Below are 25,859 nucleotides of genomic sequence, written 5' to 3'. Positions count from 1 at the left end.
GCTGGTCCGGCGGAAAGTGCGACCCCCAGTCCCAACCCCTGATCCCCAAGTCAAGACGAGTGCCCGCCGCTCTGTCCAAGAGCGTCCGGCACTCGCCTCGATGCCCGAATGCTATCGATGCAGATCACAGGGGCAGCGGTCAGGGGGCAGCGACTGTGGCAGCATGCGCTGCGGACCAACGGACTGCCGCGATCGCCACGAAGGCGAGACGGTGTCACAAACTGGAGGCCAGCAGGCGATTAGGAACGTCCTGATCTGCCGAGATCAGTACGGCTGATCTTGTTGTGCTGCTGCCGCTAGCATCGTCGGCATGGCAACGCGGCTTGTTCAAATCAACATGAAGGCTCGCGACGACTCCGCGCTGGGCGGTTTCTGGGCGGAGGCGCTCGGCTGGGGAGTCTCCAGCGAGGGACCCGGCGTGACCAACCTCGAACCCGAGGGCTTCGTCTACCCCGACCCCGTCGCCGTCTGCCTCGACCTCATTGCCTCCGCGGAACCCAAGACGGTGAAGAACCGCGTGCACGTCGACCTCGCCACCACCTCGGCGGCCCATCAGGCGGAGGTGGTCACGCGCCTGAAGGATCTCGGCGCAACACCCGCCGACGTAGGCCAGGGCGACGTCCCATGGACGGTCATGGCCGACCCAGAGGGCAACGAGTTCTGCGTGCTGGACTCGCTGTACCAAGACACCGGACCAATCGCCACGGTAGTGGTCGACTGCGCGGATCCGCGAGCCATGGCCCGCTTCTGGGGCAAGGCCATGGACTGGACCCTGCACAAGGTGACCGACAACAACGCGGTACTGCGCTCCGCCAAGGGCGTCGGCCCATATCTGCAGTTCCTCCGCACACCCGACGTGAAGACCGTGTGGAACCGAGTCCATCTCGACCTCCGCCCATACCCAGGTGACGACCTGGAGGCAGAGGCGGCCAGACTGCGGACTCTCGGCGCCACCGCCATCGACCTAGGCCAGAGCGACGTCACGTGGACGGTCTTCGCCGACCCGGAAGGCAACGAGTTCTGCCTCCTCGCCCCAGGCTGAACCCAAACCCTCCTCATCCGCTCACTACGCCACGAGCCCGAACTTGCGACCCTCCAATCTCCGCGAACGCCCGGTACTCCGACTCCGTGAGTGGCGCGTCGAACTCGTACACGTTCTGGGCCAGGTTCTCGAACGCAACTCCGGGTTCGCCGTGGGCCACCAGATCGAGAGAGTCCGCGACTCGCACGTCGAAGGAGTCACCCAATGCGGCCTCGCTGTCATGGGTGGCCCGTCCCCATAGCGAGTGCGCCAGCATCCTCAGGCGTTGCACTGTGTCGCCGTCCACTGGTAGAGGCTATCGCCGTCGCGTCCAACGTCCGCTCGTGCCGCGATGCGCGCTCATGCCGAATTGAGTGCGGTCAGGGTGTTCGGGCCTCCCATGCCGGCTGCTGGGTGTTGCCATTGTGCACGACGATGTCGGCGTGATCGGTCGGGCGGACCGTCGCGAAGTAGAACTGTTGCGAGGGGATGTAGCGCTCGCGCCAGCGGCGCTCGACATCGGCGGCGGACATCACCCCCTGCTCCCGGATCAGGGCGCGATCCACGGTCTCCTCGAATGCAGTCGACACGAAGATGCGCAGGTCCCACCGATCGATCAGTTCCGGGCGCTGGAGGAAGACGCCGTCGAAGACCAGCACGGCGTCGGCGGGGGCCGTCGAGACCTGCGGGGACAGCGCGGTGTCCGTGGTGCGGTCGTAGACCGCGTGCTGGAACCGTCGGTCGCCGCCCGGGCCGAGCGGATCTAGCAGGACTCGGTTCAGCGCGTCGTAGTCGTGGTTGTCGAGGTAGCAGCCTTCGGGCGAGTACTCGCCGCGCCTGTAGCGCTGTGCCTTGGGGAAGAGGAACCCCTCGATCGTCGCGCGGATGACGTCGCGGCCCTGAGCGCGCAGGACGACGGCCAGTTCGTCGGCCAGCGTGGTTTTGCCGGCGGCGGGCGGTCCGTCGACGGCAACCCGCGTCGGGTGCGCGACCGTGACGGACCCGACCGCCTCGGCCAAGCGACTGAGCATCTCGTCGCGGGTGCCGTTGTCCATGTTCTGCCGCCGTCCCTGCCTCGTGAAGACCTGTCGGGGGCCAACCCTAAGCGCACCTGGCCAGTAGCAGCCTGGAGCTACCGCGTCGAGTACGGCAAGAACGCAGCGGGCGAAAGTGGCTCCGGCACGCCGGATCGCAATCGCACGGACATGCCGCGTTTAGTGGATCGCGGACGTCTCCCTACGTCTCGTAGGCCTTTGCGATGTCCTCCCACAAGTCGGCCAAGACCTCTGTCCGCTCGGTCAACTGATCGAGGAGCATCCAGGCGTTCTCCGCACCACTGTGGAAGCACCGATAGGCCTCCGTATTGAACCCGTGGGTGGCCGTGGCGACGGCCCTTGCCTTGACGGCGAGCTGGGAGCGATCCGCGTCGTTGCGGACAGCCGCAAGAAACTGCATCTCTGCGCCCTCGTAATCGTCTGAGAGCAGGTCCAGTTCGGACTTGGTCACCCCAGAAGCCTAGAGGAGTACGGATGCACGCTCAGCTCTGGCGATAGATGGCGATGCTTTCGTCTCCGAGCGTACTGCCGAAGCGGCCGGCGTCGGCGTCCTTGGAGAGACTGCCGCACGGGCAACTCACGGTCTCGTTGGGATCGAGGGCCATCAGTTCGCGGCAGCGGGGACATTCCGCGAAGAGCTCTGGCCGCATGGACCAGCCACCAGAGGACCCCGTGGCAGACGGGCCATGACCCAGCAACACGTATCCATCATGCAAAGTCATGCGTCGACCCTACGCTGATCACCCGGCTGACGGCCTGCCAAGGAACGTTGAACTCGGGACATGCAGCCCACACGTCGTCCCACGATCGAGCTCGCAGTGCCAGACCATCCGGCATCCGCAGGAGTTGAAACGACCCGTCCGACGACCTCGGGCCAACCACGAATCGGTTCCGCGTCACTGCAACACCCTGACATACCGCAGACTGCAAGGCGCGGTCGTGCCGAAGGTGGGACGTTCCTCGGCGGACTCGATCGCGCTCTGATTGGGATTGCGCCGAGTTTCGCTACGTCCGCGCCTCAGTCTCGGGTGAGGCTGGCTGCGGCGTCCAGGCAGATGTCGAACAGCGCTTGCCGGGTCTGGGTGGCGCTGGTCCAGTCGCGGCCGTCCCAGTCGTCCGCGGCGAGGGTGTCGCCGGCGTACAGGAGTTGCCCGACTCGGACGCCGCGGTGCTTGCCGACGGCAAAGAATGCCGACGCTTCCATCTCGACCATGGAGCAGCCTTCCTCGACCCGGCGGTCGATGCGGCTGCGGGTCTCACGGAAGATGGCGTCGGTGGTCCAGGAGTTTCCGCGGCCGACAGCGAGACCGGATCGTTCGCAGGCCGACACGATTGCCTGGGAGACCTCACGATCGGCTTCGACGAATCTGGATGGCGGCAGGTAGTGATGTGAGGTGCCTTCGTCGCGAAGGGCCTGGTCGACGACCATCGCGTGGCCGAGTGCGAGCTCTGGGACGAGTGCGCCGGCGCCCCCGACCGCGATGAAGGTGTGACAGCCGTTAGCGATCATTTCTTCCATGGTGGCGACGGCTGCGGGAGCGCCCAGACCGGGGTAGAAGAAGGCGATGCGCGGGCCGTGGCGGTCGTCTTCGTGGACCGGGCAGCCGCCGTACACGCTGAGGTTGGCGGATTGTTTGGCGCCGGCCTGGCTGATGACCTCCTGGAAGAAGCACATCACCGCGATCTTCGGCAGGCCGGTGATCGGAGGCTGCAGGCCGGCGGGGTCCAGCACCCCGGGCTCGGTGAGATCGGTCTCGAGCAATGGTGATGTCACGGCCGCCAGTCCTACCACAACCGATTCACGCTGGATGTGTGCCCGGTTGTGCCGAACACAAGAGCAGCTCGTGCGCCCCTGAGCTGCCGGGCGGCAGTTGATTCGGTGAACGCGTCCGCGCACTCGCTCATGTCACCGGACGTGCGCGGCGACGTTGTTGGCACGTGACGTAGAGCTTGGTTCTTGCGCCTGGCTTGAAGCCGATGGATTGGTAGAGCGCCCGCGCTTGCGGGTAGCCGTCGTCACCGCGTGGGCAGACTAATGCATCGGTGCCACCTGCCTCGCGCAAGGCGTGCAGTGCGGCTAGGTTGACCGCCTGGCCTAGCCCTCGACGCCTGTACTCCGGGGCGCAGCCGACCGGCTCCACGAGGCCGATGCCGTGCACCCGATCGTGCCAGATCAGCGCGGTGGCGACGAAGTCGCCGGTCGGGGCTCCGCCCATCCCCACGCGACCACCTGGCCGTCGTCCTCCCACAGCGCAGTACGCCAGGTGTCCCCGCGCCGGCCAGAGTCCACGCTGCGTTGCCAGGCCACGTCGCCGATGTGCAACCGCGACCCCGGACTCCAGGTCCGCTGGACCAGGTCCTGCATCAACCGGAGGTCGTCAGGCCCTTCGAAATCTCGTCGTCGCACTGCAAACCTCCCGTGGGTGGATCGGCTCGCCCAGCATCGCTTGAGCTGCACAGCAGCTCAAGCGATTTGGGTCGGGTCCCGACTGCCGGCGGTCCTACTGGCGCGTTGCCTTCCATAGCTCGACGCTGGGCCAAGTCGAGGCCCATTCGGGCGGGACGTAGCCGTAGTCGGAGTGGGCGTTGGCGGGGGCGATGTACTCGGTGAGTTCGTCCAGCTGGAATCCGGATTGCCGGAGGAGCTTGATCATCGGGCCGGTCGGTAGCTGGAAGTGGGTGCCGCCATCGGGCCGGTTGATCCGTGCGACGTCTGCGTACGGTCGGCTGAGGCGGTCTCCTGCAGCTTCGGCATCAGGAGCCGTGCACAGTTCCACGAGGGTGGAGTTGCGCAGGAAGATCAGCTGGCCGCCGGACCGGACAAGCCGGGCGGCTTCTGGAATCCACAGCGTCGGGTCACACCAGCTGCTGGCCCCGTACTCACTGATCGCCACGTCGAAGCTGTTGTCCGGCAGCGGGACCTGCTCCGCGTTGCCGTGGATCAGTGGGAACACCAGGCCGAACTCCTGTTGGAGTGCTTCGGCAGTCGCGAGCTGCTCGGCCGAGTTGTCGATGCCTACCGGACGACCGCCGGCCCGCATCACCCATGCCCCGATGTAGGCAGTCCCGCAGCCCAGGTCGCGATGACGTCCTTCCCGCTCAGTTCCGGGAGCACGTGCAAGTCGGATTCCGGTGTTGCCCAGATCCCCCAATGCGGCTCGGCGGCCCATTGCTGCGCTGCCCGGCTCCCGAACCATGCGCTGTACCGGTCATCCCAGATCGTCTGGTTTCGGGCAGCGTGGCCTGGCGGTGCCTCGTCATCGGACATGACCGGCAGTCAAGCGGTGAGGCCTCCGCGAGCGCAACCGAAATTCCTCATCGCGGGTCCGCCTTTTGCATCGGATCTCTTCGTTTGTTTGGTCCGCGGGTAAACCTGCGGTGGGCGAAATGGCTGGACCGATTACTAACCTCTGCAAGCCTTTGTCCAGGTGTGTTTTGTGCCTCCGGAAACGCGCCGGCGCCGTGACTGCGGGCGGTAATGGAGTCATTACTTCTGGTCCATAGCGCAGTTGGGTGATCGTGTCGTATCGTCGCGTCATCGCCAGGCCTTGGTGGGGGTTCTGGTCTTCGAATCCTTTGTGTGCAAAGAAACTTTGGAGCTCGGATGACCATGGACGGTACTGTCGTGGTGCCCGGAACCAGCCAGGGTGCGGAGTGGGTCGACGATGTCCTGCTGGCCGGTCCGGCCGGTGACATTTGCTTTCGGTTGCCCGATCCTATCGACCGGGACAAATTGCGCGGATTTGTCCGCGATCGGCAAACGGAACTGGCTAGGTCCGGTTTCAGGCCGGGTGGTGCGGTGGCCTTGCGGTTGCCGCCGTCGATGGCTTTCGTCACGCATTTGCTGGCGGTCTGGCGCAGTGGCGGCCAGGCGATCCTGCTGGATCACCGACTGACCGACTACGAGGTCCGGCGCGCGACCGAACGGCTGGTCCCGCAGGTGGTGGTGTCACCGGCGCGGCCGGTGCCGGCGGGGCTGCGGACCTTCGTCGAGGTCGACGCCGACCTGGCCAGCTACTCGGGTCATCCGGCCGGTACGACGCACGCCGTCGTACAACTCAGTTCCGGGTCGACCGGGCCGTCGAAGGTGATCGGCCGGAGTGCCGAGGACCTGGTCGAGGAGGTACTGCGGTACACGCGGATCGACGGCGTACCGCAGCGGGGGGAGCGGTTGATCCTGCTGCCGTCGATGGTGCATGTGCTCGGATTGGTCGGCGGTCTGCTCTACGGCCTGCATGCGGGCGTCGAGCTGGTGCCGCCGGCCCGGCTGACGGGGGATGCGATCGTTCAGGCGATCGGGTCGGCCACCACTCCGGCGACGGTGCTCGGGGTGCCGTTCCACATCGGGCTGCTCGCGTCGGTACAGGATCCGCCGCGGTTGCCGCAGTTCAAGCGGATGACGACCGGCGGCGAGCTGGTGCCGGCGGCGGTGTCGCGGTCCTTCGAGGAGAAGTACGGCGCACCGCTCGGGAACATGTACGGGATGACCGAGGTCGGGGTGATCGGCACCGACCTGTACGGCGAACACCGGCCGGCGATCCGGCCCGCGCCCGGGATCGAGGTCCGCGCGGTCGACGGCGAACTGCAGGTCCGCCGGCCGGAATCGCCGTACCTGGGCCTGTCCGACCCGACCCGCTGGTCCGACGGCTGGTTGCACACCCGCGACGCCGGGGTGGTGGACGAGAAGACCGGACTGGTCAGCATCAAGGGACGGCTCGACTCCCAGGTCTCCGTCGGCGGCCTCAAGGTCGACCTCACCGAGGTCGAGTACACGCTGGCCTCACTCCGCGGCGTCGAGGCGGCGGTCGTGGCCTTCGACGGCGCCATCACCGCCTACGTCCAGGTCAGTGCTCCACAGACGGTCTCCCAGCTGGAGAGCGATCTGGCCCAACTCCTCGCCCCCTACAAACGCCCTCGAACCCTCCACCTCCTCGATCAGTTGCCCCGAACAACCACCGGAAAACTCGTCCGCGACCTGACCACCCTCCGCAAGGCCGTCTCGTGATGCACAGTCACTACCACCTCGGTAGCTGTCGAGGCCAGAGCCACCGCCAGAACCGCCTGCTCCACAGGCACATGGAGAACTGCGAGGCCGGCTTCGCCAGTAACCATGCCGGCAGCCGGGGAGGCGGGGAGTGGCATTCGGCGGCGCAAGCCGGAGTTGCGCAGGCCTTGGCCGAGCGCCTTGCCTACTGCCTCCTTCGCGGTCCAGAGGTGAAGGAAAGCTGTCAGCTCGTCGGGTTGGTCAGTCATCCACGCCAGCTCGGCCGGGTGGAACCAGCGCTCGGCCAGGGCGCGCACTTCCCGCGGGTGCGCCTCCTCCACGTCCACGCCGAGGGGGCCGGCGTACGACGCGGCGACGGCAAGCAGGTGGTGCGTGTGACTGATGCTCACCGCGAGGCCGGGAATGTGCGGCCGGCCGGCCGGGTCGTGGCTGAGGACCGGGCCGGTGACGAGTGTGCTCGCGAGGGCGAGCAGGAGTTCGTGGGCCGTGAGACGCGGCTCGGCGCCGGCCGGCGCCAACCAGACATGTACGGAATCACCCACCGAAAGAAGGTAACCGAATGAAGGACGAGGTTCGCGCGTTCGTCATCGCGCAACTGCAGGACATGAACTACGACACCGAAGGCATCGACGACGACACCACGCTCGGCCCGGCCGGGGTGGACCTGGAGTCGCTCGCGCTGGCGGATCTGTCGGTGCGGGTCGAGGACCGGTTCGGGGTCAGGTTCTCCGACGACGAGTCCGAGCAACTGGCGCTGATGACGGTCGGCGAGTTCACCGCCGAGGTGGCCGGCCGGGTAGCCCAGCAGGTCTGATGATTACGCGGGACGAGATCCTCACCTGGCTGGCCGGTCTCGGCGAGCGCCCACCCGGTGCCGAGCGGCTCGACTCGATGGAACTGGCGTGGCTGGTCCATCAGGTCGAGCAGCGGTACGGCGTCGAGCTCGCCGACGACCAGCTGGAACGCATGGCCACCATCGACGACGCCGTGACCGTGATCGCCGAGGTGCTGACCAGCCATGTCTGAGCCCCGACCGGTCGCCGTCACCGGCCTCTCGATCCTGACCGCGCTCGGCCGCGGATCGGAGGCGCAGCTCACCGGTACGCCGGCCTTCACCGAGGTCAGCCGTTTCGACACCAGCAACGGTCGCGCGCACCACGCCGCGACGGCAGCCGAAACCGGCACGCTGGAAGAAGAACTGGACCAGGCGATCGCGACCGCCTGCGCGCAGGCCGGCGTCGACCGCACCACGACACCGCTCCTGCTCGCCCTCCACACCGCCCCGCCCAGCGACTTCGGCCAGCGCCGCGTCTACACCAGCGCCTGCGTCTCAGCCAGTACGGCGCTGGCCGACGCCGCAACGTTGATCCGCGCCGGCCGGGTCGACCGCATCGTCGTAGCCGCGGCCTACCTCGTCGAGCCCTACCAGTACGCGCTCTTCGACGCCGGTCGAGCACTGTCCACCGACGCCGCCGTCCGCCCCTTCAGCCGCCACCGCCAAGGCACCCTCCTGGGCGACGGCGTAGCCGCAGTAGTCCTGGAGTCTGGCGAAGGCCTGGCCGAACTGGTCGCTTGGTCCCGCAGCGGCGACGCGTACCACGCCTGCCAACCGTCCCCCGACGGCCGAGGACTAGCCGCCGCCATCGAGCGTGCCCTCGCCCGAGCGGGCCTACCACCCGAAGCCATCGGCTACCTGAACGCGAACGCGACCGGCACCGTCTTCAGCGACGCCGCCGAAGCCGCCGCCATCACCCGAGTCTTCAATCCCGCCCACACCACCCCCGCCGATGGGTCAGCCCACAAGCCGGTGGGTTTGCCTACCGGGGACGGGTTGGTCAACCCGCCGTCTGGTGGGCCAACCCATGAGCGGGGGATGCGTGGGGTGGCGGTGAGTTCGACGAAGGGTTTGCACGGGCACGCGTTGGAGGCTTCTGGGTTGGTCGAGTTCGTGGTGACCGTCCAGGCGTTGCGGGAGGGGAAGTTGCCGGTGAACGCCGGGTTCCTCGAGTCGGATCCCGCCTGTCGGCTGGATCTGATTCTGGATGCGCCGCGGCCGCCGGGCTCGCCGTACGGGATGTCACTGAACTCGGCGTTCGGGGGAGCCAATACGGCGTTGGTGGTGCGGGTGGGATGAGCGGGCTGCTGGAAGTTCATGAGCTGGTGGTGCTGGCCGAGGGCTACTGGCCGGACGTGGATGACGCGGGTGAACCGCCGGCGCTGCCTGGGTTTGTGTTGTCGGCGTTCAGTCCGTTGGCGGCGGTGGTTGCGGAGCGGTGCTTGGGGCGGCTGAGCGAGCGTACGGCGCGCACCGGGATCGTGCTGGTGAGCGACGGGGACCGGGTCAGCGCGGAGCATGTGCGCCAAACGGTTGCTGAGGGCAAGAGACTCGGGCCGTTGTTCTTCTTCCAGTCGGTGCCGAACAGCGTGGCGGGATGGATCGCCGCGCGGTGGGACCTGCGCGGCCCGGTGGTGTGTGTGACGGACGGCGGGATCGACGAGGCCGCCTTGCTGATCGGTGACGGGGATGCCGATCAGGTGCTGATCGTGCAGGTGGGGGCCGACCAGGCGTCCGCCGTGATCGTGACTGGGGGAGACCCGACATGAAGAACCTGCGAGCCCGACTCGCCGCGGATCCGGCGATCGGCGCCGGCAACGTCCTCGCCCGGGTGATCGCGCACGGCGCCGACCCGGACGGCCCAGGCCTGACCTTCGACACAGCCGTCGACCACTTCCCGGCCGAGCACCCGTTGACGCTCGGCGAGTTGGACGACCGGGTCCAGGCCCGTACGGCGTGGCTGCACGAGCACGGCATCGGCCGCCGGGACGTGGTTGCGATCTGGGCCACCGAGGCGCAGGACATCGTGCTCAGCTTCCTCGCGCTGACCCGAGTCGGCGCGATTCCCGCTCTGCTCAACGGCAAGATGGCGCCGGCCATCGCGGACGAATACATCCGCCGACTGCGGGTCACCGCGGTCCTGGCCGACGTGGCCCATCGCCCGCTCCTGCAGACCGAGGTCCTCGCCGAGCCGAAGGAGCTCGGCACCGGTGATCCGGCGAAGGCGCCTGAGCACTACCGGCACCACCGCGACGACCCGATCGTGATCACCCACACCAGCGGCACAACCGGCGTACCCAAGGCTGTTCTGCACACCCACACCACCTTGTACGCCGCTCTCAAGCACCTGTTGACCATGCCGCAGGCGCAAGGCACGGATCGGATTCTCAACGCGCTCCCGATCCCGCACACCGCGACGATCCTGATGGTCAACCAGGTGCTCGGGAACCGCGCCGAGATGCTCCTGTTGTCCAGCCAGGACGCGCCGTACGTCCTGCGGCACATCGAGCGGTGGAAGCCGCGGGCCGTCTACGGGTTTGCCGTCACGTGGGCCGGGTTGGCGCGCGAGGAGCTGGGCAAGCACGATCTGGACTCGGTGCGGATGTGGTTCAACACGGGCGACTGTGCGCATGAGCCGCACATCCGCAAACTCGTTGCCGTCGGCACCCGGGAGACCGTCACGCGGGAAGGGCGAGTGACGGTCAAGGGCAGTCACTTCGTCGACGGTCTCGGGTCGAGCGAGATGGGGCACAACGGCTTCCACATCACGCACACGATCGACAGTGATCACTACGGGCGGTGTATCGGGAAGCCGTATCAGTTCGCGGAGGCCGCCGTACTGACGTCGACCGGTGAGGAACTGCCGCTCGGCAAGGTCGGCCTGCTCGGCTTCCGCTCACCGTCGGTGTCACCCGGCTACTGGAACGACTCGGTCACCACGTACCGCTTCCGGCTGAACGGGTGGTTCCTGACCGGTGACTTGGTCTACCGCGATGACACTGGTCACTACTTCCACCTGGACCGAGTCCCGGACGCGGTCGCCGGCTTCGAAGGCCCGCAACTCTTCACGTCGATGTCCGAGGAACGCATCCTCGCGGCTCTTCCGGAGGTTGCCGACTGCACTGTCGTCATCGTGCCGGACAGCGGCAAGTACGTCGCCGACGTACTGCTCGAGCTGTCACCGGACGCCGTGGAAGTGGATCGGTTGGACGCGGTGAAGAAGGCGGTCGGCGAGGAGGTCGCGGCGATCATTCGCCGAGTGAGCGTGGTCGGAGCGGACGACGTCCCGGTCACCGTCACCGGCAAGGTCCGCAAGGTCGCCCTCCGCGCGGAACGCCTGACCGGAGCCGACGCATGAGCCCGGTCGGCGGCGTCACCATCACAGGAATGGGTCTGCTCACCCCGGTCGGCCGTGGCATCGACGAGGTGTACGGCGCCTTCCTGCACGGGCGATCCGGGATCGTGAAGCCGCCACCCGAGCACGCGATCGCCAACTCGATCGAGCTGGCCGGGATCCTGCCGCCCTTCGACGCGGGAAAGATCGCCTCCGGTCCTGACGGCAAGGTGATGGACAGGACGGTCATCCTCGCGCAGTTGGTTGCCGAGGACGCACTCGCGGACGCCGGCCTGACGATCGGGGAGAACGTCGACGCCGACCGCGTCGGTGTGATTGTCGGTGGGGTCGGAGGGATGGCGACCCTCGAGCAGCAGGTGCTCGCGCGGGCCGAGCGTGGGCGGGCGGCCGTCAGTCCGTACCTCTTGACGGGTGTCCTGCCGAACATGCCCGCCGCCCGAGTGGCGATTCGGTTCGGGTTGCGGGGCTACACCTCGGCGGTTGGTACTGCGTGTGCGTCCGGGGCCCAGGCGATTGCGGATGCTGCTCGGTTGATCCGGTGCGGTGAGGCTGACGTGGTGTTGTGCGGGGCGAGTGAGGCGCCGTTGTTTCCGACGTTTGCGGAGACCTTTGCCAACGCGCGGGCGCTGGCCAGAGGGTGGGATGACCCGGCCGAGGCGAGCCGGCCGTTCGATCTGCGGCGCAACGGGTTCGTGCTGAGTGAAGGTGCCGCACTCCTCGTGCTGGAGAGCACCACGCATGCGGCCGCTCGAGGTGCACGTGGCTACGCGGACGTCGCCGGGTACGGCGTCAACTCGGATGCGCATCACCCGACCGCTCCCCGTCCGGATGGGACCGGGGCCGCCGAGTGCATGCGAAAGGCCTTCGAGGCAATAGATCCCAGCAAGGTCGGCTATGTGAACGCGCACGGCACCAGCACCAAGCTCGGTGATGTGGCCGAGTCGGTCGCGATCGGGCTGGCGTTCGGTGTGCACCATCCCGCGGTCAGCTCGACCAAGGCGTTGACCGGGCACATGCTGGGCACCTCCGGTGTCGTCGAGGCCGCGGCCGCCGCCTGTGCGATCACGACCGGTCTGCTGCCCCCGACGTACCACCTGGACGATCCGGATCCGGCCTGCCCGCTGGACCACGTCCGCAAGGAACCCCGCGAAGTCCACGTCGAGTACGCGCTGTCGAACTCGTTCGGATTCGGCGGCCAGAACGTGAGCCTGCTCCTCGGCACCGCCACCACGCCGGAGCGGCGAGTCATCAACAGTGAGGAGAACCTGTAAATGGAGATCTACGGGATCGACCACGTCGAGCTGTACGTGGGCGACGCTCGCCAGGCCGCGTTCTATCTGGGACACGCGTTCGGCCTGCAGGTGCACGGACAGGGCGGACCGGAGACCGGCCTACCGGACCAGCGGTCGCTGCTGCTGCGCGAGGACGCCGTACAGATCGTGCTGACGTCCGGGCTGGTCGCCGACCACGCCGCGGCCCTCTACGTCCAGCGCCACGGTGACGGTGTCGCCGTGGTCGGGCTGGAGGTGGACAACGCGTCCGTGGCCTACACCGAGCTGCTGGCCAGGGGCGCCGAGTCGGTCGCCGAACCGGTGACCTACACCGACGAGCAGGAGACCACCGTGGTGGTCGCGGAGGTGACGGGCTTCGGCGACGTGATCCACCGGTTGGTCGAGCGGCACGGGCCGCGCCGCGAGTTCCTGCCCGGCGCGTTCCAGATCACCGAGCCGGCGAGTGGCCCCGACGAGAAGCTGTTCAGCGAGATCGACCACCTGGCGATCTGCGTGCCGTCGGGGCAGTTGAGGCCGACGGTGGAGTTCTACGAGAAGGTCTTCGGGTTCCTGCCGATCTTCGACGAGTACATCGAGGTGGCCGGGCAGGGGATGGAGTCGACGGTCGTGCAGAGTACGTCGAAGCACGTCACCTTCACGTTGATCGAGCCGGATCCGAACCGCCGGCCGGGACAGATCAACGACTTCCTCACCTGGCACGCCGGCGCCGGCGTGCAGCACATCGCGTTGCGGACCAGCGACATCGTCGAGGCGGTCGGAACGCTGGCCGGCCGGGGCGTCAACTTCCTCGCCTCGCCGTCGGCGTACTACCGGGCGCTGCCGGAACGCGTCGGTGAGGTGGAGACGCCGATCGAGGACCTGGAGAAGCTCGGCATCCTGGTCGACCGGGACCACTGGGGTCAGCTGCTGCAGATCTTCACCGAGTCGATGCACGTCCGGCGCACGCTGTTCCTGGAGATCATCGAGCGGCGCGGCGCGATGACGTTCGGCAGCGGCAACATCAAGGCACTCTACGAGGCCAAGGAACGCGAGTTGGCGGCCTCATGACCCTCGAATTCAAGCTTTCCGAAGAAGAGATCGAGCTCCTGCCCACTGACGAAGAGGTTGCCTTCTACAACGAGCATGGCTGGTACCTGTCCAAGAAGCTGCTCACCGACGACGAGACCGACGAGCTCGTCAACGCCAGCGAGCGTTACTACGCCGGCGAACGCGATCGCAGCCTCCCGACGGCCCCGCCGAAGCTGGCCTACTGGGATCCGTCGAAGGGCGACGTCCAGCGGCACAACGACTATGTGCACTACGAGCACGACGGCCTGGCCAAGATCCTCCGCAAGCCGCTGATCGGCGCGGTCGCGGCCCGGCTCGCACAGACCGACGAGATCCGGATCTTCCAATCCACGCTGATCTACAAGCCGCCGATCAAGGGCGAGCCGTCGAACATCGTGCCCTGGCACTTCGACAAGCACTACTGGTCGTCGTCGGCATCGGACCGGATGCTGACCGCGTTCATCCCGTTCCACGACTGTCCGCCGGAGATGGGCACGATCACCATGGTCGACGGCAGTCATCGCTGGCAGGAGAACGGCTCCGACGACACCGTCGTACGCCACTTCGCCGACCGGGACAGGTCGCAACTCGACCAGATGCTGGCCGAGAACGCGGCGTACAACCACGCCGAGGTGACCAAAATCCCGATCACGATCCCACGCGGTCATATGAACTTCCACCACTGCCGCACGTACCACGGCAGCGGAGCCAACGTCAGCGACCGCCCCCGCCGCGCGATCTCCCTGCACCTCCAGGACGGTGCCAACCACTACCGCGAGTTCCCGTTGTCCGACGGAACCCTGGCCGCCTACAACCACGACGTCCTCGTACGCCGCACTCCCGCCGGCCACCCCGACTACGCCGACCCCGACTACTGCCCAATCCTCTGGGCCGACCGCTGACAGGAGAACCGCCCATGTCCCGTTACGACTGGGGTCAGACCCACCCCGGCATCGAACAACTGGAGAAGGCCGTCACCCCGGCCCGCGACAAGGTCGTCCAGCACCCGCTCTACGCGAACCTGGATACCCACGAGGCGCTGGTCACCTTCATGGAGCACCACGTGTTCGCGGTCTGGGACTTCATGTCCCTGTTGAAATCGCTGCAGCGCGAACTCACCTGTGTGACCGTGCCCTGGATCCCGACCGCGCACTCCGGGAGCCGCAGGCTGATCAACGACATCGTGATGGTCGAGGAGAGCGACGAACTCGGCGACGGTTTCATCAGCCACTTCGAGCTGTACGTCAACGGAATGCGCGAGGCCGGAGCGGACGTGGCCGCCATCGAAAGGCTGATCGACCTGCTCCGGAACGGCGGCTCGGTGGTCGAGTCGCTGCGGGAGGCCGGCGTACCGCAGCCGTCGATCGACTTCGCCGGGACGACCTGGGACATCATCGAGAACGCCCCGATCCACTGCCAGGCGGCCGCCTTCGCGTTCGGCCGGGAGGACCTGATCCCGGACATGTTCACTCAGGTGGTCGCGGTGAACGAGCGGTCGAACAAGCTCAACACGTTCGTCGACTATCTGGAGCGGCACATCGAGGTGGACGGCGAACAGCACACGCCGATGGCGATGCAGATGGTCACCGATCTCTGCGGTGACGACCAGGCCAAGTGGGAAGCCTGTGCGGACACGATCAACACCGCGCTGGCCGCCCGCGCCCGGCTGTGGGACGCCATCCTCGCCGCGGTGAAGGACTGACCCATGAGGTCTGTCGATCTCTACCGGACCGTGCGGTTGATCCGTCGTTTCGAGGAGCGGGCGATCGAGTTCGTGCGGTCCGGGGAGATCGTCGGCGGGATTCATCCGTACGTCGGGCAGGAGGCGATCGCGGTCGGCGTGTGTGCAGCGTTGACGGACGCCGACGTGATCACCAGTACGCACCGCGGGCACGGCCATGTGCTGGCCCGCGGTGTGGACCCGGCGCGGTTGTTCGCCGAGTTGATGGGCCGGGAGAGCGGGCTGAACAAGGGTCGTGGCGGGTCTATGCACGCGGCCGACTTCAGCCTCGGGATCCTTGGTGCGAATGCGATCGTCGGCGCGGCCGGATCGATCGCGACCGGTGCGGCGTGGGCTTTGCGGCAGCGCGGTCGTCACTCGGTCGCCGTCACGTTCTTCGGTGACGGCGCGATGAACGAGGGAATGTTGCTCGAAGCATTCAACCTGGCCGCGCTCTGGCAGGTGCCGGTGATCTTCGTCTGCGAGAACAACGGGTATGCGACGACGATGCCGGTCGAGTCGGCGGTCGCCGGCAGCATCACCGGCCGGGCGCGGGCGTTCGGCATCCCGGCTTTCAGCATCGACGGGCAGGATCCCGAGACGGTGCTGAAGGCAACCTTGGCGGCCGTGAAGCGGGCCAGGGCTGGTAAGGGGCCTACGTTCCTGGAGTGCGTCACCTACCGCTTCGACGCACACCACACCTTCGAGCACCGGACCCGGCTCACTTACCGCTCGCCCGAGGATCTCGCCGCCGGCCGGTCGCGCGATCCGGTGGAGATCCAAGGCGCCCGACTGGCAGCCGACGAACGCGCGGCGGTCGACAGGGAGGTCGAGGTTCTGCTCGACGCGGCGGCCGAATTCGCCTTGGGAAGTGCTCACCCGGATCCGGCGGCCGCTCTCGACTACCTGTACGCCTCGCCGGAGGTGCTGCGCTGATGCCGAAACTCTCATACCTGAAGGCACTCAACCGCGCCCTCGGCGACTCCCTGGCTGAGGACCCGTCGGTCTTCTTGCTGGGTGAGGACATCCGGGTCGCGGCGTCCAACCTGACCGCCGGCCTGTTCGCCCGCTTCGGCCCGGACCGCGTACTCGACACTCCGCTGTCCGAGCAGGCCTTCACCAACTTCGCGACCGGCGCGGCACTCGCCGGGATGCGGCCGGTGATCGAGTTCCAGATCCCGTCGCTGCTGTTCCTGGTCTTCGAGCAGATCGCCAACCAGGCCCACAAGTTCTCGCTGATGACCGGCGGCCAGTGCAAGGTCCCGGTCACGTACGTCGTTCCCGGTTCGGGCTCGCGGACCGGATGGGCCGGCCAGCACTCCGACCACCCGTACGCCCTGTTCGCCCACATCGGCGTGAAGACCGTCGTACCCGCGACTCCGGCCGACGCCTACGGACTCCTGGTCTCGGCAATCCGGGACGACGATCCGGTCGTGGTGTTCGCGCCGTCCGGTGCGCTCGGTGTCCGTGACGATGTCGACTTCAGCACGCTCGCGCCGGTACCGCTCGGCGTCGGCCGGGTCGCACGCGCTGGCAGCGACGTGACAGTCGTTGCCCTCGGCCACCTCGTGCAGGATGCGGTGGCGGTCGCGGACGAACTGGCCGGGCTGGGAATCTCGATCGAGGTCTTCGACCCGCGGACCGTCTACCCGCTCGACACGGACGGTCTGGCAGCGTCGGTGGCCAAGACCCGCAGGCTGGTGGTGATCGACGACTCCAACCGGACCAGTGGCTTCGCCGCCGAGGTCCTCGCGATCGCCGCCGAACGCTCCACCCTCGCCGCGCGGCCGCGCCGAGTGACCCGCCCGGACGGAGCCGTGCTCCCGTTCGCCCTGGCCCTGGACCGCGCCGTCCAACCCGGCCGCGACCAACTCGTCTCCGCGATTCACGCCGTACTGGAGGAACGATGACCGATCTGTGGCACCAGTTGCCCGAGGCAACGCGCAAGGCGCTTGTCGCGCGGGGGAGCGAGTCCTGGCAGCGGGTGTACGACGGGGTCGCCACGCACAACAAGGAGTGGCGACCGCTCCGGCCGCCGATCATGGCGGCGGCGACCTATCGATCGTTGACCGACATCTCGGCGACCGTGGCCCGGCTGATCCTGGCCGCATGTTTGCGTAGGGCAACGACAGCCGGGGAGTTGCGGCGCGCACTCGGGCTGCCGGTCGGCTACATCGACCTGCTCGACGAGGAATTGCCGCTGACCGAGGAGCTGCTCGGTGGCGTCCGGGCGGACATCCTGCTCGCGGACGGGACGCCGTACGTGGTCGAGGCCAACATCGACAGCGCCCTCGGCGGCGCCCACGACTCCGACGGTGTCGCCCGGCGCTTCCTCGACGCGTACGCCGGTGATCCGGTGCTCGATGAGGTCGGGTTGGCGGCGCCGCCGTCCGCTGTTGACGCGCGGTACGAGGCGGTGCGGGCGGCGTTGAAGCTGACCGAGTCGGATCGGCTCGCCATGGTGTTCACCACCGGCGGCACGTATCCGGGGTCGCAGGACGGGCTGGCGATGATCAAGGTGCTCGAACCGTTCAGCGACCGCGGTCGCGAACTCGGTCTCGACATGCGCGTGTACCCGGTCGAGTGGCTCACCCTGGACGACGCCGGTCGGCTCTGCGTCGACGACGGCCCGATCGACGCCGTACTCCGGATGTTCGTCCCGCAAGGTATGAAGCCGAGCGATGGGTTGCAGGCTCTGCACACGGCGGTCCGGATGGGTGCAGTGCGGATGTTCACGCACACGGCCAGTTGGCTGCTGGCCAGCAAGACGATCTTCGCGTGGCTCTGGGAAGACCTGCCCTTGCTATCTGGGGAGGACGCCGAGGTCGTCCGCCGCCACGTCCCTCGCACCGAGGTGTTGTCCGCGGACCTTCGCGACGAGGCGATGACCGACCAGAACCACCTCGTCCTGAAGCCCTCCGGTTCGTACGGCGGAGTCGGTGTCGTGGTGGGCCCGGAGGTCACCCCGCAGACCTGGCAGGACGCCGTCGATGCCGCACTCGTCGAGGGCTGCTACATCCTCCAGGCGTACGTCGAGGTCGACCGGCTCACCATGCAGTTCGTCGAGATCGCCACCGGCGACACGCACGAGGCCGCAGTACCGTTCTGCATCGCGCCGTACCTCTTCGCCGGCACCCCGTGCGGCGCCTATCTCCGCTTCACCGTCCCCGGCGCCGGCCCGGTGGTCAACGTGGGTCAGGGTGCGCTGACTAGCGGTCTTCTCTTGGTTCCGTAGCTGGTATATCAGCCGCATCCATCGTCTGCAGTGTGATGTTTTCCCTTGTGGATAAGGGCTTTCGGGGTCTCGCCGGATTTGCCGCAGCTCGATGGCGGTGCGTAGAATCGCACACATGTTCGAAGGAGACTTGGCGACGCTGACGACGGCCGACCTGCTGGCCTCGGCCGCCGACCACGACGCCGAGGCCCGGCGGGTCGACGCGCGGCGCCTGGAACATGCCCAGGTCTATGCCGATCGTTTCCATCCTGACGCGTGCCCGGCCCGGCCAGGCCGTCGGTCGTGGGAGGGCCGCGAACGCGCGGTGGTGCTGGGTGGTGACGGGTGCCCGGAGATCCTGGAGTTCGCGGTCGCCGAGTTCGCAGTGATCCTCGGGATCTCCCCGCGGGTCGCGGCGAACTGCATCGGTCAGGCGTTGGCGCTGCGGCACCGGTTCCCCTTCACCTGGGCCAGGGTCCAGGCCGGCGACGCGACACCCTGGAAGGCCTGCCGCATCGTCGCCGACTGCGCGAAACTGACCCAGGACGCCGCCGCCTACGTCGACCAACGGATCGCGCGACTCATCGATTCGATCACCCCGTACCGGCTGAACAAGATCGTCCAGGCCGCCAAGATGCACACCGATCCCGACCTGGCACGGGCCGAGGCCGCCGAGCAGGCCCGCGAACGCGGCGTGTTCGTCGGCCGATCCACCGAGCACGGCACCAAGACGATGTACATCAAGGCCGCCGCCGGTGCAGTCATCCGCAACAAGGCGACCCTCGACGCGATCGCCGACGCCCTCAAAACCTTCGGCGACACCCGGTCGGTCCAACACCGCCGCGCCGACGCCGTCGGCATCCTGGCCGACCCCCGTTACACCCAAGAACTCCTTACCCAGGCCCGCCACCACCACCTCACCACCCCAGCCCAGGACACCCCAGCACAGGACACCCCGGCCCCGGACACCACGGCCCGGGAGACCACGGCCCGGGAGACCACGGCCCGGGAGACCGCGACCCGGGAGACCGCGGCCCGGGAGACCGCGGCCCGGGACACCGCGGGGCCGGATACCACGGCCCCGGACGCCGCGGGGCTTGTGAGCACGAGCCGTCCGGGTGCGGGCGACCGGGCAGCTGGACCGCTACGTCGAGGCCGGCGGGGCGCCGGGTGCCCCGAGGCCGGTGACGACGATCGTCCTCACGCGACCACCGACGACCTGGCCCGGGCTCGTGTCGGCCATCAGGTCGGCTCGGGTCATGGCGTCGCTGCCGCGGGGGCGAGCGGGATGCCCGGCGCGGGCTCGGCATCGCGGTGGGGTGATCAGGACCGGACCGGCAACCGGACCGTCGTCCAGGACGAGCCCGGCCTGGACGACGAGGCCGACCGCGACGCACCCCACCCGAGTGGCAGTGATTTGCCCGACCCCCTCGACAGCCCCGACACCGTGCCGACCGAGCCCGGCCTGGACGACGAGGCCGACCGCGACGCACCCCACCCCAGCACCAGCGACCTGCCCGACCCCCTCGACACCCCCGACACCGTGCCGATCGAACCCTTCGACCCAGCCGACCCCGGCCTACACCTCGACCCCGACGACGGCCAGCCCATGGACGCGGCCGCCCGCCGCGCCCTGCACGCCCGCCTGGCCCAGATGAAACAGGACGCCTACACCACCCACCCCACCCGAACCGGCGAGGACCGCGCCGATAGTCCCGACCGTACCCGCGGACGAGTCCGTCCGGGCCAGACCCAGATCTACGTTCACCTCACCGACCACACCCTGGCCACCGGCACCGGCGTACTCCGCGCCGAAGCCATCGGCCCGCTGCTCGCCGACCAGCTGGCCGAGCTCATCGGCCACGGCCCGTACACCGTCAAGCCGGTCATCGACCTCAACGACGCGGTCAGCGTGGACGCCTACGAGATCCCCGACCGGATCCGCGAACGCGTCAAACTCACCCACCCCGTCGAACTGTTCCCGTTCGGCACCCAAGAAACCCACCCCGGCATGGACCTGGACCACCTCCGGCCCTACGACCCCCTCGGCCCACCAGGCCAAACCAACACCACCAACCTCGCACCCCTCGGCCGCTACGGCCACCGGGTCAAAACCCACGCCCACGGCTGGACCGTCCACCGCCTCGACCACCAGACCCTGGAATGGACCACACCCCACGGCTTCACATTCCACGTCGACCCCACCGGCACCCACCGAGTCCCTGACGTTCAGCCAGGTGAATCCTGATGTGGCGCGGCTATGAGGTGGCGGCCAAGAGCGCGGACGGTTTCGGCGGTGGCGACGGCGTCGCTGCGGGCGTTGCCGTGGCGGCCGTCGCTGCTGTAAAGGGTGGGGTCGGTGGACAGGGGGTGATCGGTCAGATGGATGTGGATGGTGTTGAGCTTGTCGGCCAGTGCGGCGGTGCGGTCCGAGAGGGTTCGCATTCGTTGCCGAAGGCCCGGTCTGAGCCAGTCCGCGACGGCGGGGCTGTAGGAGATGTCGAACATGCCCAGCGTCATCACGTCCGCGCCGGCGTCCTGCAGGGTCGTGATCATCAGCGTGAGTTCGCGATCGACCCGGTCGGCGTCGTACGTGGCCGGGAAGGCGTCGTTGCCGCCGCCGACGACGAGCGCGAGGTCGGGACCGAACACGAGCGCCGGCTCGAGTTGGGTGGCCAGGATCTCGCGCGTACGCAGGCCGCTGACACCGAGGTTACGGCAGACCAGCTCGGGTTGGACCGCGCGGAGTTCGCCGGCGATCCGGTCGGCCCACTGCAGGGTGCTGTAGCCGTCGACCGGTTCGCACATCCCCTCCGCGACACTGTCGCCGAGCACGACAAACCGCCGCCAGGGGTGACCGGCGAGCAACTCGACGCTCTCTCCTGGTCGGAGGCAGTAGGGATCGTTTGCCTCATTCATGCCGCCTCCATCGTGCTCGGAGCGTCGAGAACCTTTCCAGGACCACGCCGGGCGAGCGGGAAGACACTGATCAGCAGGCACACCAGGCCGGACAGGACCAGTGAGGGGGTCAGCCCGAGCCCGCTGACGAGTGCGCCGGCGAGCAGTGCCCCGAGTGGTAGTCCGGCGAAGGAGGTGGCGGCGACCACGCCGATGACCCGCGCCTGCAGGTCTTTCGGGACATGTTCGTAGAGAGCTGCGCCGAACACCGGGTTGATCGCGGCCATGCCGATCCCGGACAGGAACGTCACCACCATCACCAGGATCAGGTCGTCGCTGAACCCCAGTACCAGGAGGCGCGGACTGCCGCCGATCACAGCGCCGACGGCGAAGGTCAGGTAGCGCGGCAGTCTGGTGGCGAGGATCGCGAACCCGATGCTGCCCAGGAGGGCGCCGCCGGAGAACGCGCCGAGGGTCAGGCCGAGACCGGCTGCCGTGCCGAGCTCCTCCTTGACCCACAGGGGAATGAAGACCGCGGTGCTCGCGCTGCTGAAGACGTTCAAGGTGAACGTGGTGATCAGCATCGTGGTGAGCAACGCGTCACGGCGGACGAACGCGAAGCCAGCCATGAGCGACCGGAAGTACTTCTCCCGCACCGCGGCGGCGACCACCGAAGGTGGGTAAACGAAGGCGGCCACCAGCACCGCGCAGACCGCGAACGTCGCCGCGTCGATCCACAGCACGGAGGCCGCGTCGGTCCAGTAGATCAACAGGCCGGCCAGGGGTGCGGCGAGCAACGTCGCACCCCGCGCGAAGGCTTCGTGCAACGACGTGATCCGGATCAGTTCGACCTGGGCCGCCTCCGCCATCGGCCGGACGAGCAGATCCTTGGACCGGTCTGCGGCGCCACGCAGCGCACCCGCCAGTGCGACCAGCAGGAGTAGCGCGGTGAACCCCAGTTGGGTGGTCGCGGCGATCGCCCCGACCGCCACTGCGCTGCAGAGGTTCGCGAGGATCGAGGTACGCCGCGGCCCGAGACTGTCGATCAGCGGCCCGGCCATGATGCTGGCCACGATGTACGGCACCATCTCGACCGCCGCCACCAGACCCATCCGCGCCGCGCTCCCCGTGGTCACCAGCACCAACCACGGGATCGCCACCATCGAGATCCGGCTCCCCACCGCCGACAGAACGTCCGCGACGAACAGGATGACCAGACCCCGCCGTGCGCTCATCCCGCCTCCCCGACTCCGACGCCGCGCCGGGCAGGGTGGCGTGCTGGGCCATCGGGACCCGCCTCCGCGTGATCCGGTCGCCGGACCACACGCAGTTCCCGGTAGAGCTTGCGGAGGGCAACTTTGTCGACCTTCGCGATCCGGGTCAGCGGCAGCTCGTCCACGAAGTCGATGGCAGCTGGAGTCCACATCTCGTTCAGCGTGTCGGTGACCAGTTGCCGGAGGTCGTCCGCGGTGACCGGGGAGCGCGTGACGACGAAGGCGTGGACTGCCTCGCCGACCACAGGATCCGGTACGCCGATGACCGCAGCGGTCCGTACTGCGGGATGGCTGGCGAGGATGTCCTCGATCGGGCGGCAGAAGATGGCCCAGTTGCGGCGGGTGGTGACGATCATGTCGTGCACGCGGTCGACCAGGAACAGGTAGCCGTCGGAGTCCAGGTAGCCGAGATCCCGGGTGCGGAGCCAGCCGTCGACGAGCGTCTCGGCGGTGAGCTCGGGCCGGCCCAGATACCCGGCGAAGGTGAGCTCGCTCTGCACCCACACCTCCCCGGTCTGTCCCGCGTCGAGCACCTTCCCGTCGTCGTCCCGGATCTCCAGCCGCACATCGCCGTACGGCGTACCCGCTGAAGCCAGCCGCTCCGGATGGGCCGGGTCCTCGGTCAAGCCCGGGAGTGCGGTGACGACGACCGCTTCGCTGAGCCCGTAGACGATCCGCAGTACCGGACCGAAGCGGGCGATCCCCTGTCGCAGCCGAGCGGGCGTCGCCGGTCCGGCGCCGACATTGAGCATGAACAGGCTGCTGCAGTCGACGTCCTCTCCACCTGGATGATCGAGCACCTCGTACAGCATCGGCGGCGTCACGTACGTCGACGTGATCCGCTCGGCCGACACAGTCCGGTAGAACTCGTCCGGCGACCAGGTGTCGGTCAGGAACAGCACGCCGCCCGTGAACAGATTGAAGAAGCTGGTGATCTGTCCGCTCGCCAGCCACAGCGGCGAACCCGAGTAGTGGCGCAGCAACGGGAACCCGTTGGCGACGAACGCGTCCGCCAGTTCGAGGATCTGCTCGTAGAAGTTCTGCGTGTGGTGGACGAGCTTGGGATCGCCGGTCGTCCCACTCGTCTGTAGCACCGAGTCGGGTGCCGGCACCGACGGATCGATCACGTACGGCGCTCCGTCGGTCAAGAGCTCGGCCACCTGGAACACGGGCATCGGCGCCAGTGACGCGGCGAGCTCACGACCCAGGTGTCCTGTGCCGTCGGCGTCGTAGACGAACGCGTCCGCGTCGGACAGCGCGGCGAACCGGTCGATCTCACGGCGGGACGTGATCGGCGCGCTCCAGAGCACGCGGCAGCCGTGCAGGTGCAGGGCCAGTTGGAGCGCCGGGGCGTCGAAGCAGTTCGCCGCCATCACCAGTACCTTGCCACCGGGACGGATGCCCGCGTCGCGCAGCGCCGCCGCGATCCGCAGCACGTCGGCGGTCAGTTCGCCGTACGTCGCCCGCCGAACTCCGCGGACCAGCGCGAGCCGTTCCGAGAATTGCTCGAAGAGCGTTAATACCCGCAGCACGTAATTGGGCATGACGAATTCAGGCGGCATTTCGTAAGGTTCCCCTCGACTCCGGCCACCCCCAGCCGTCGGGGCGACTCTACTGGAAGCGCCGGGCACCCGCCAGAGGCTGGAAACCGTTCTACCGTAGGCAGACCGTCGCGCTCCGCAGTCGGGTGATCACATCCTCGCGTGGGTGAAGGAATACCCCTGCGAAACGGGTCCGGAAGGGGTCCGCTAACCGCTGGCCGATGAATTTCGGAAATGCATTTGCTGTGCATTGACCGGATTCCTCGCCGCGTATTACGTTCCGTCCGCATCCGATTCCGCCAGGAGGTCCGTCCATGCACATTTCCAGCAGTTGGCGTGCGGTCGCGGTGACCGCCGCACTGACCCTGGCCGGCTCCGGCCTGGCCGGGGCGAGCTCCAGCCAGAGCCGTCACGACGATGCGTGGGTCGGCACCTGGGCGACCGCGGTCACCCACGGCGACGCGACCGGCTCGACCAACACCGGCCTCACCGACCAGAGCGTCCGGCTGGTGGTCCGGCCGACTGTCGGCGGCGACAAGATCCGGATCCGGCTGTCGAACATCTACGGCGAGAAGACCGTCACCGTCGGCGCGGCAACCGTTGCCAAGCCCAACAAGTCGACGCCGGAGCTGGCCGACATCGACCCGAACACCCTGCGTACGTTGACGTTCAACGGCTCCGGCAGCGCATCGATGGTGAAGGGCAGCGAACTGCTGAGCGATCCGGTGAATCTGCGGCTGGGCACGCTCGACGACCTCGTCATCAGCCTCTACTTCCCGGAGAACACCGGGCCGACCACGTTCCACGGCTCGTCGATCCAGGACAACTTCGTCGGCCCGACCAACCTGGTCACCCAGCCCGGCGGGGCGGCGTACACGCTGACCCGGCGCTGCTGCTGGTTCTTCCTGTCCGGCGTGGACGTGCAGACCGACGACTCGGCCGGCTCGATCGTCGTGCTCGGCGACTCGATCACCGACGGCACCAACAGCACGTTCAACGCGAACAACCGCTGGCCCGACCAGCTCGCCGAGCGGTTGGCCGCGGCGGCCGGGACCAAGCCGTTCCCGAGCGTGCTGAACGCGGGTCTGGCCGGGAGCCGGCTCAACCACGAGGGCACCGAGCCGTCCGACAACGGCGCGTTCCCCGGGTTCGGTGAGGTCGGGGTGAACTCGCTGGCCCGGCTGAACGAGGACGTGTTCGCGCAGACCGACGTACGCACCGTCATCACCGAGCTGGGCATCAACGACATCTGGATGTCCGACGACTCGGCGGCCGAGATCATCGGCGCGCTCCGGCAGGTCAACGCGCAGGCCAAGGAACGCGGACTGCGCAGCTTGGTCACCACGATCACGCCGTTCGAGGGACTCTCCGGCACCGACAGCTGGACGCCGGCGAAGGAGGCCACCCGGCAGGCGGTGAACAGCTACCTGCGCTCGAGCCACGAGTTCGACGGCGTGCTCGACTTCGACAAGGTGCTGCGCGACCCGGCCGCGCCTTCGAAGCTGCTGGCGGCGCTGGACTCCGGCGACCACATCCACCCGAACGACACGGGCTACCAGGCGATGGCCGCCTCCGTCCCGCTGAACCTGGTGCGCTGACCGG

General features: G+C 68.0%; 28 protein-coding genes. 16 read left to right on the top strand and 12 right to left on the bottom strand.

Annotated features, from left to right (window positions below; all coding sequences use genetic code 11):
* Positions 1-310: 310 nt before the first annotated feature.
* Positions 311-1,042, top strand: coding sequence for a VOC family protein (locus OG555_RS07480; RefSeq protein ID WP_329482089.1), 732 nt, complete (start codon positions 311-313; stop codon positions 1,040-1,042).
* Positions 1,043-1,055: 13 nt separating this feature from the next.
* Here the strand turns inward: OG555_RS07480 and OG555_RS07475 are convergent, their stop codons facing one another.
* The 8 genes from OG555_RS07475 to OG555_RS07445 form a co-directional block, all read right to left on the bottom strand.
* Positions 1,056-1,328 (bottom strand): MafI family immunity protein, encoded by a 273-nt coding sequence (locus OG555_RS07475; RefSeq protein WP_329482088.1) that lies wholly within the window; start codon positions 1,326-1,328, stop codon positions 1,056-1,058.
* A gap of 73 nt (positions 1,329-1,401) precedes the next feature.
* A complete protein-coding gene (locus OG555_RS07470; protein ID WP_329482087.1) occupies positions 1,402-2,076 on the bottom strand; it encodes a uridine kinase in 675 nt (224 codons plus the stop codon).
* 181 nt (positions 2,077-2,257) lie between these two features.
* Complete coding sequence (locus OG555_RS07465) at positions 2,258-2,527, bottom strand: hypothetical protein (protein WP_329482086.1); 270 nt, start codon at positions 2,525-2,527, stop codon at positions 2,258-2,260.
* Positions 2,528-2,558: 31 nt separating this feature from the next.
* Positions 2,559-2,798, bottom strand: a complete 240-nt coding sequence (locus tag OG555_RS07460; protein ID WP_329482085.1) for a hypothetical protein — start codon at positions 2,796-2,798, stop codon at positions 2,559-2,561.
* A 296-nt stretch (positions 2,799-3,094) separates the two neighbouring features.
* The gene (locus OG555_RS07455; RefSeq protein ID WP_329482084.1) at positions 3,095-3,850 is read right to left on the bottom strand and encodes a nucleoside phosphorylase; all 756 of its coding nucleotides are present in this window, start codon (positions 3,848-3,850) and stop codon (positions 3,095-3,097) included.
* A gap of 127 nt (positions 3,851-3,977) precedes the next feature.
* On the bottom strand, positions 3,978-4,292 hold the full coding sequence (locus OG555_RS42770) for a GNAT family N-acetyltransferase (RefSeq protein ID WP_442914519.1): 315 nt from the start codon (positions 4,290-4,292) through the stop codon (positions 3,978-3,980).
* Positions 4,250-4,483 carry a hypothetical protein gene (locus OG555_RS07450; RefSeq protein WP_329482083.1) on the bottom strand — a complete coding sequence of 78 codons (234 nt, stop codon included), beginning with the start codon at positions 4,481-4,483 and terminating at the stop codon, positions 4,250-4,252. The genes OG555_RS42770 and OG555_RS07450 overlap by 43 nt, the downstream gene beginning before the upstream one ends.
* Before the next feature lie 94 nt (positions 4,484-4,577).
* Positions 4,578-5,117: a class I SAM-dependent methyltransferase gene (locus OG555_RS07445; protein WP_329482082.1), complete on the bottom strand. Its 540-nt coding sequence runs from the start codon at positions 5,115-5,117 to the stop codon at positions 4,578-4,580.
* A gap of 758 nt (positions 5,118-5,875) precedes the next feature.
* Between OG555_RS07445 and OG555_RS07440 the strand changes: the two genes are divergently transcribed.
* Positions 5,876-7,081: a class I adenylate-forming enzyme family protein gene (locus tag OG555_RS07440; RefSeq protein WP_329482081.1), complete on the top strand. Its 1,206-nt coding sequence runs from the start codon at positions 5,876-5,878 to the stop codon at positions 7,079-7,081.
* Here the strand turns inward: OG555_RS07440 and OG555_RS07435 are convergent.
* Positions 7,012-7,623 carry a 4'-phosphopantetheinyl transferase family protein gene (locus tag OG555_RS07435; protein WP_329482080.1) on the bottom strand — a complete coding sequence of 204 codons (612 nt, stop codon included), beginning with the start codon at positions 7,621-7,623 and terminating at the stop codon, positions 7,012-7,014. The genes OG555_RS07440 and OG555_RS07435 overlap by 70 nt on opposite strands.
* A gap of 17 nt (positions 7,624-7,640) precedes the next feature.
* On the opposite strand from OG555_RS07435, the gene OG555_RS07430 reads away from it, so the two are divergent.
* From OG555_RS07430 to OG555_RS07370, 13 genes are all read left to right on the top strand, one after another.
* Entirely contained in the window at positions 7,641-7,895 is a 255-nt protein-coding gene (locus tag OG555_RS07430; RefSeq protein WP_328526176.1) for an acyl carrier protein, read from the top strand.
* A complete protein-coding gene (locus OG555_RS07425; RefSeq protein ID WP_329482079.1) occupies positions 7,895-8,107 on the top strand; it encodes an acyl carrier protein in 213 nt (70 codons plus the stop codon). The genes OG555_RS07430 and OG555_RS07425 overlap by 1 nt, the downstream gene beginning before the upstream one ends.
* Positions 8,100-9,215, top strand: coding sequence for a beta-ketoacyl-[acyl-carrier-protein] synthase family protein (locus tag OG555_RS07420; protein WP_329482078.1), 1,116 nt, complete (start codon positions 8,100-8,102; stop codon positions 9,213-9,215). Before OG555_RS07425 ends, OG555_RS07420 begins: the two co-directional genes overlap by 8 nt.
* A complete protein-coding gene (locus OG555_RS07415; RefSeq protein WP_329482077.1) occupies positions 9,212-9,685 on the top strand; it encodes a hypothetical protein in 474 nt (157 codons plus the stop codon). Before OG555_RS07420 ends, OG555_RS07415 begins: the two co-directional genes overlap by 4 nt.
* Positions 9,682-11,274 carry a class I adenylate-forming enzyme family protein gene (locus OG555_RS07410; protein ID WP_329482076.1) on the top strand — a complete coding sequence of 531 codons (1,593 nt, stop codon included), beginning with the start codon at positions 9,682-9,684 and terminating at the stop codon, positions 11,272-11,274. The genes OG555_RS07415 and OG555_RS07410 overlap by 4 nt, the downstream gene beginning before the upstream one ends.
* On the top strand, positions 11,271-12,542 hold the full coding sequence (locus OG555_RS07405) for a beta-ketoacyl-[acyl-carrier-protein] synthase family protein (protein WP_329482075.1): 1,272 nt from the start codon (positions 11,271-11,273) through the stop codon (positions 12,540-12,542). Before OG555_RS07410 ends, OG555_RS07405 begins: the two co-directional genes overlap by 4 nt.
* Positions 12,543-13,610, top strand: a complete 1,068-nt coding sequence (gene hppD / locus OG555_RS07400; RefSeq protein ID WP_329482074.1) for a 4-hydroxyphenylpyruvate dioxygenase — start codon at positions 12,543-12,545, stop codon at positions 13,608-13,610. It begins immediately after the preceding gene.
* Complete coding sequence (locus tag OG555_RS07395) at positions 13,607-14,512, top strand: phytanoyl-CoA dioxygenase family protein (RefSeq protein WP_329482073.1); 906 nt, start codon at positions 13,607-13,609, stop codon at positions 14,510-14,512. Before hppD ends, OG555_RS07395 begins: the two co-directional genes overlap by 4 nt.
* A gap of 14 nt (positions 14,513-14,526) precedes the next feature.
* Positions 14,527-15,312, top strand: a complete 786-nt coding sequence (locus OG555_RS07390; RefSeq protein ID WP_329482072.1) for a DUF3050 domain-containing protein — start codon at positions 14,527-14,529, stop codon at positions 15,310-15,312.
* A 3-nt stretch (positions 15,313-15,315) separates the two neighbouring features.
* Positions 15,316-16,266, top strand: coding sequence for a thiamine pyrophosphate-dependent dehydrogenase E1 component subunit alpha (locus tag OG555_RS07385; RefSeq protein ID WP_329482071.1), 951 nt, complete (start codon positions 15,316-15,318; stop codon positions 16,264-16,266).
* On the top strand, positions 16,266-17,240 hold the full coding sequence (locus OG555_RS07380) for an alpha-ketoacid dehydrogenase subunit beta (RefSeq protein ID WP_329482070.1): 975 nt from the start codon (positions 16,266-16,268) through the stop codon (positions 17,238-17,240). The genes OG555_RS07385 and OG555_RS07380 overlap by 1 nt, the downstream gene beginning before the upstream one ends.
* The gene (locus OG555_RS07375; RefSeq protein ID WP_329482069.1) at positions 17,237-18,565 is read left to right on the top strand and encodes a hypothetical protein; all 1,329 of its coding nucleotides are present in this window, start codon (positions 17,237-17,239) and stop codon (positions 18,563-18,565) included. The genes OG555_RS07380 and OG555_RS07375 overlap by 4 nt, the downstream gene beginning before the upstream one ends.
* 115 nt (positions 18,566-18,680) lie before the next feature.
* Positions 18,681-20,792, top strand: coding sequence for a hypothetical protein (locus tag OG555_RS07370; RefSeq protein WP_329482068.1), 2,112 nt, complete (start codon positions 18,681-18,683; stop codon positions 20,790-20,792).
* Here the strand turns inward: OG555_RS07370 and OG555_RS07365 are convergent.
* From OG555_RS07365 to OG555_RS07355, 3 genes are read right to left on the bottom strand one after another with little or no spacing between them, the layout of a single operon-like run.
* Positions 20,774-21,463, bottom strand: coding sequence for an SGNH/GDSL hydrolase family protein (locus OG555_RS07365; protein ID WP_329482067.1), 690 nt, complete (start codon positions 21,461-21,463; stop codon positions 20,774-20,776). The two genes, OG555_RS07370 and OG555_RS07365, sit on opposite strands and share 19 nt — an antisense overlap.
* Positions 21,460-22,677, bottom strand: coding sequence for an MFS transporter (locus OG555_RS07360; protein WP_329482066.1), 1,218 nt, complete (start codon positions 22,675-22,677; stop codon positions 21,460-21,462). The genes OG555_RS07365 and OG555_RS07360 overlap by 4 nt, the downstream gene beginning before the upstream one ends.
* Positions 22,674-24,278, bottom strand: a complete 1,605-nt coding sequence (locus OG555_RS07355) for a class I adenylate-forming enzyme family protein (RefSeq protein ID WP_329482065.1) — start codon at positions 24,276-24,278, stop codon at positions 22,674-22,676. The genes OG555_RS07360 and OG555_RS07355 overlap by 4 nt, the downstream gene beginning before the upstream one ends.
* 293 nt (positions 24,279-24,571) lie before the next feature.
* On the opposite strand from OG555_RS07355, the gene OG555_RS07350 reads away from it, so the two are divergent.
* Positions 24,572-25,855 carry an SGNH/GDSL hydrolase family protein gene (locus tag OG555_RS07350; protein WP_329482064.1) on the top strand — a complete coding sequence of 428 codons (1,284 nt, stop codon included), beginning with the start codon at positions 24,572-24,574 and terminating at the stop codon, positions 25,853-25,855.
* The last annotated feature ends 4 nt before the right edge of the window (positions 25,856-25,859 follow it).

The organism is Kribbella sp. NBC_01484 (genome assembly GCF_036227145.1).
Taxonomy (GTDB): domain Bacteria; phylum Actinomycetota; class Actinomycetes; order Propionibacteriales; family Kribbellaceae; genus Kribbella.
This window is presented reverse-complemented; position numbering and strand designations above follow the sequence as displayed.

Bases quoted from the DNA above. Each gene is read 5' to 3' on its own strand.
- OG555_RS07480 (WP_329482089.1), top strand. From the start codon at position 311: ATGGCAACGCGGCTTGTTCAAATCAACATGAAGGCTCGCGACGACTCC.
- OG555_RS07470 (WP_329482087.1), bottom strand. From the start codon at position 2,076: ATGGACAACGGCACCCGCGACGAGATGCTCAGTCGCTTGGCCGAGGCG.
- OG555_RS07460 (WP_329482085.1), bottom strand. From the start codon at position 2,798: ATGACTTTGCATGATGGATACGTGTTGCTGGGTCATGGCCCGTCTGCC.
- OG555_RS42770 (WP_442914519.1), bottom strand. From the start codon at position 4,292: ATGGGCGGAGCCCCGACCGGCGACTTCGTCGCCACCGCGCTGATCTGG.
- OG555_RS07445 (WP_329482082.1), bottom strand. From the start codon at position 5,117: ATGCGGGCCGGCGGTCGTCCGGTAGGCATCGACAACTCGGCCGAGCAG.
- OG555_RS07430 (WP_328526176.1), top strand. From the start codon at position 7,641: ATGAAGGACGAGGTTCGCGCGTTCGTCATCGCGCAACTGCAGGACATG.
- OG555_RS07425 (WP_329482079.1), top strand. From the start codon at position 7,895: ATGATTACGCGGGACGAGATCCTCACCTGGCTGGCCGGTCTCGGCGAG.
- OG555_RS07420 (WP_329482078.1), top strand. From the start codon at position 8,100: ATGTCTGAGCCCCGACCGGTCGCCGTCACCGGCCTCTCGATCCTGACC.
- OG555_RS07415 (WP_329482077.1), top strand. From the start codon at position 9,212: ATGAGCGGGCTGCTGGAAGTTCATGAGCTGGTGGTGCTGGCCGAGGGC.
- OG555_RS07410 (WP_329482076.1), top strand. From the start codon at position 9,682: ATGAAGAACCTGCGAGCCCGACTCGCCGCGGATCCGGCGATCGGCGCC.
- OG555_RS07405 (WP_329482075.1), top strand. From the start codon at position 11,271: ATGAGCCCGGTCGGCGGCGTCACCATCACAGGAATGGGTCTGCTCACC.
- hppD (WP_329482074.1), top strand. From the start codon at position 12,543: ATGGAGATCTACGGGATCGACCACGTCGAGCTGTACGTGGGCGACGCT.
- OG555_RS07395 (WP_329482073.1), top strand. From the start codon at position 13,607: ATGACCCTCGAATTCAAGCTTTCCGAAGAAGAGATCGAGCTCCTGCCC.
- OG555_RS07390 (WP_329482072.1), top strand. From the start codon at position 14,527: ATGTCCCGTTACGACTGGGGTCAGACCCACCCCGGCATCGAACAACTG.
- OG555_RS07385 (WP_329482071.1), top strand. From the start codon at position 15,316: ATGAGGTCTGTCGATCTCTACCGGACCGTGCGGTTGATCCGTCGTTTC.
- OG555_RS07380 (WP_329482070.1), top strand. From the start codon at position 16,266: ATGCCGAAACTCTCATACCTGAAGGCACTCAACCGCGCCCTCGGCGAC.
- OG555_RS07375 (WP_329482069.1), top strand. From the start codon at position 17,237: ATGACCGATCTGTGGCACCAGTTGCCCGAGGCAACGCGCAAGGCGCTT.
- OG555_RS07370 (WP_329482068.1), top strand. From the start codon at position 18,681: ATGTTCGAAGGAGACTTGGCGACGCTGACGACGGCCGACCTGCTGGCC.
- OG555_RS07365 (WP_329482067.1), bottom strand. From the start codon at position 21,463: ATGAATGAGGCAAACGATCCCTACTGCCTCCGACCAGGAGAGAGCGTC.
- OG555_RS07360 (WP_329482066.1), bottom strand. From the start codon at position 22,677: ATGAGCGCACGGCGGGGTCTGGTCATCCTGTTCGTCGCGGACGTTCTG.
- OG555_RS07355 (WP_329482065.1), bottom strand. From the start codon at position 24,278: ATGCCGCCTGAATTCGTCATGCCCAATTACGTGCTGCGGGTATTAACG.
- OG555_RS07350 (WP_329482064.1), top strand. From the start codon at position 24,572: ATGCACATTTCCAGCAGTTGGCGTGCGGTCGCGGTGACCGCCGCACTG.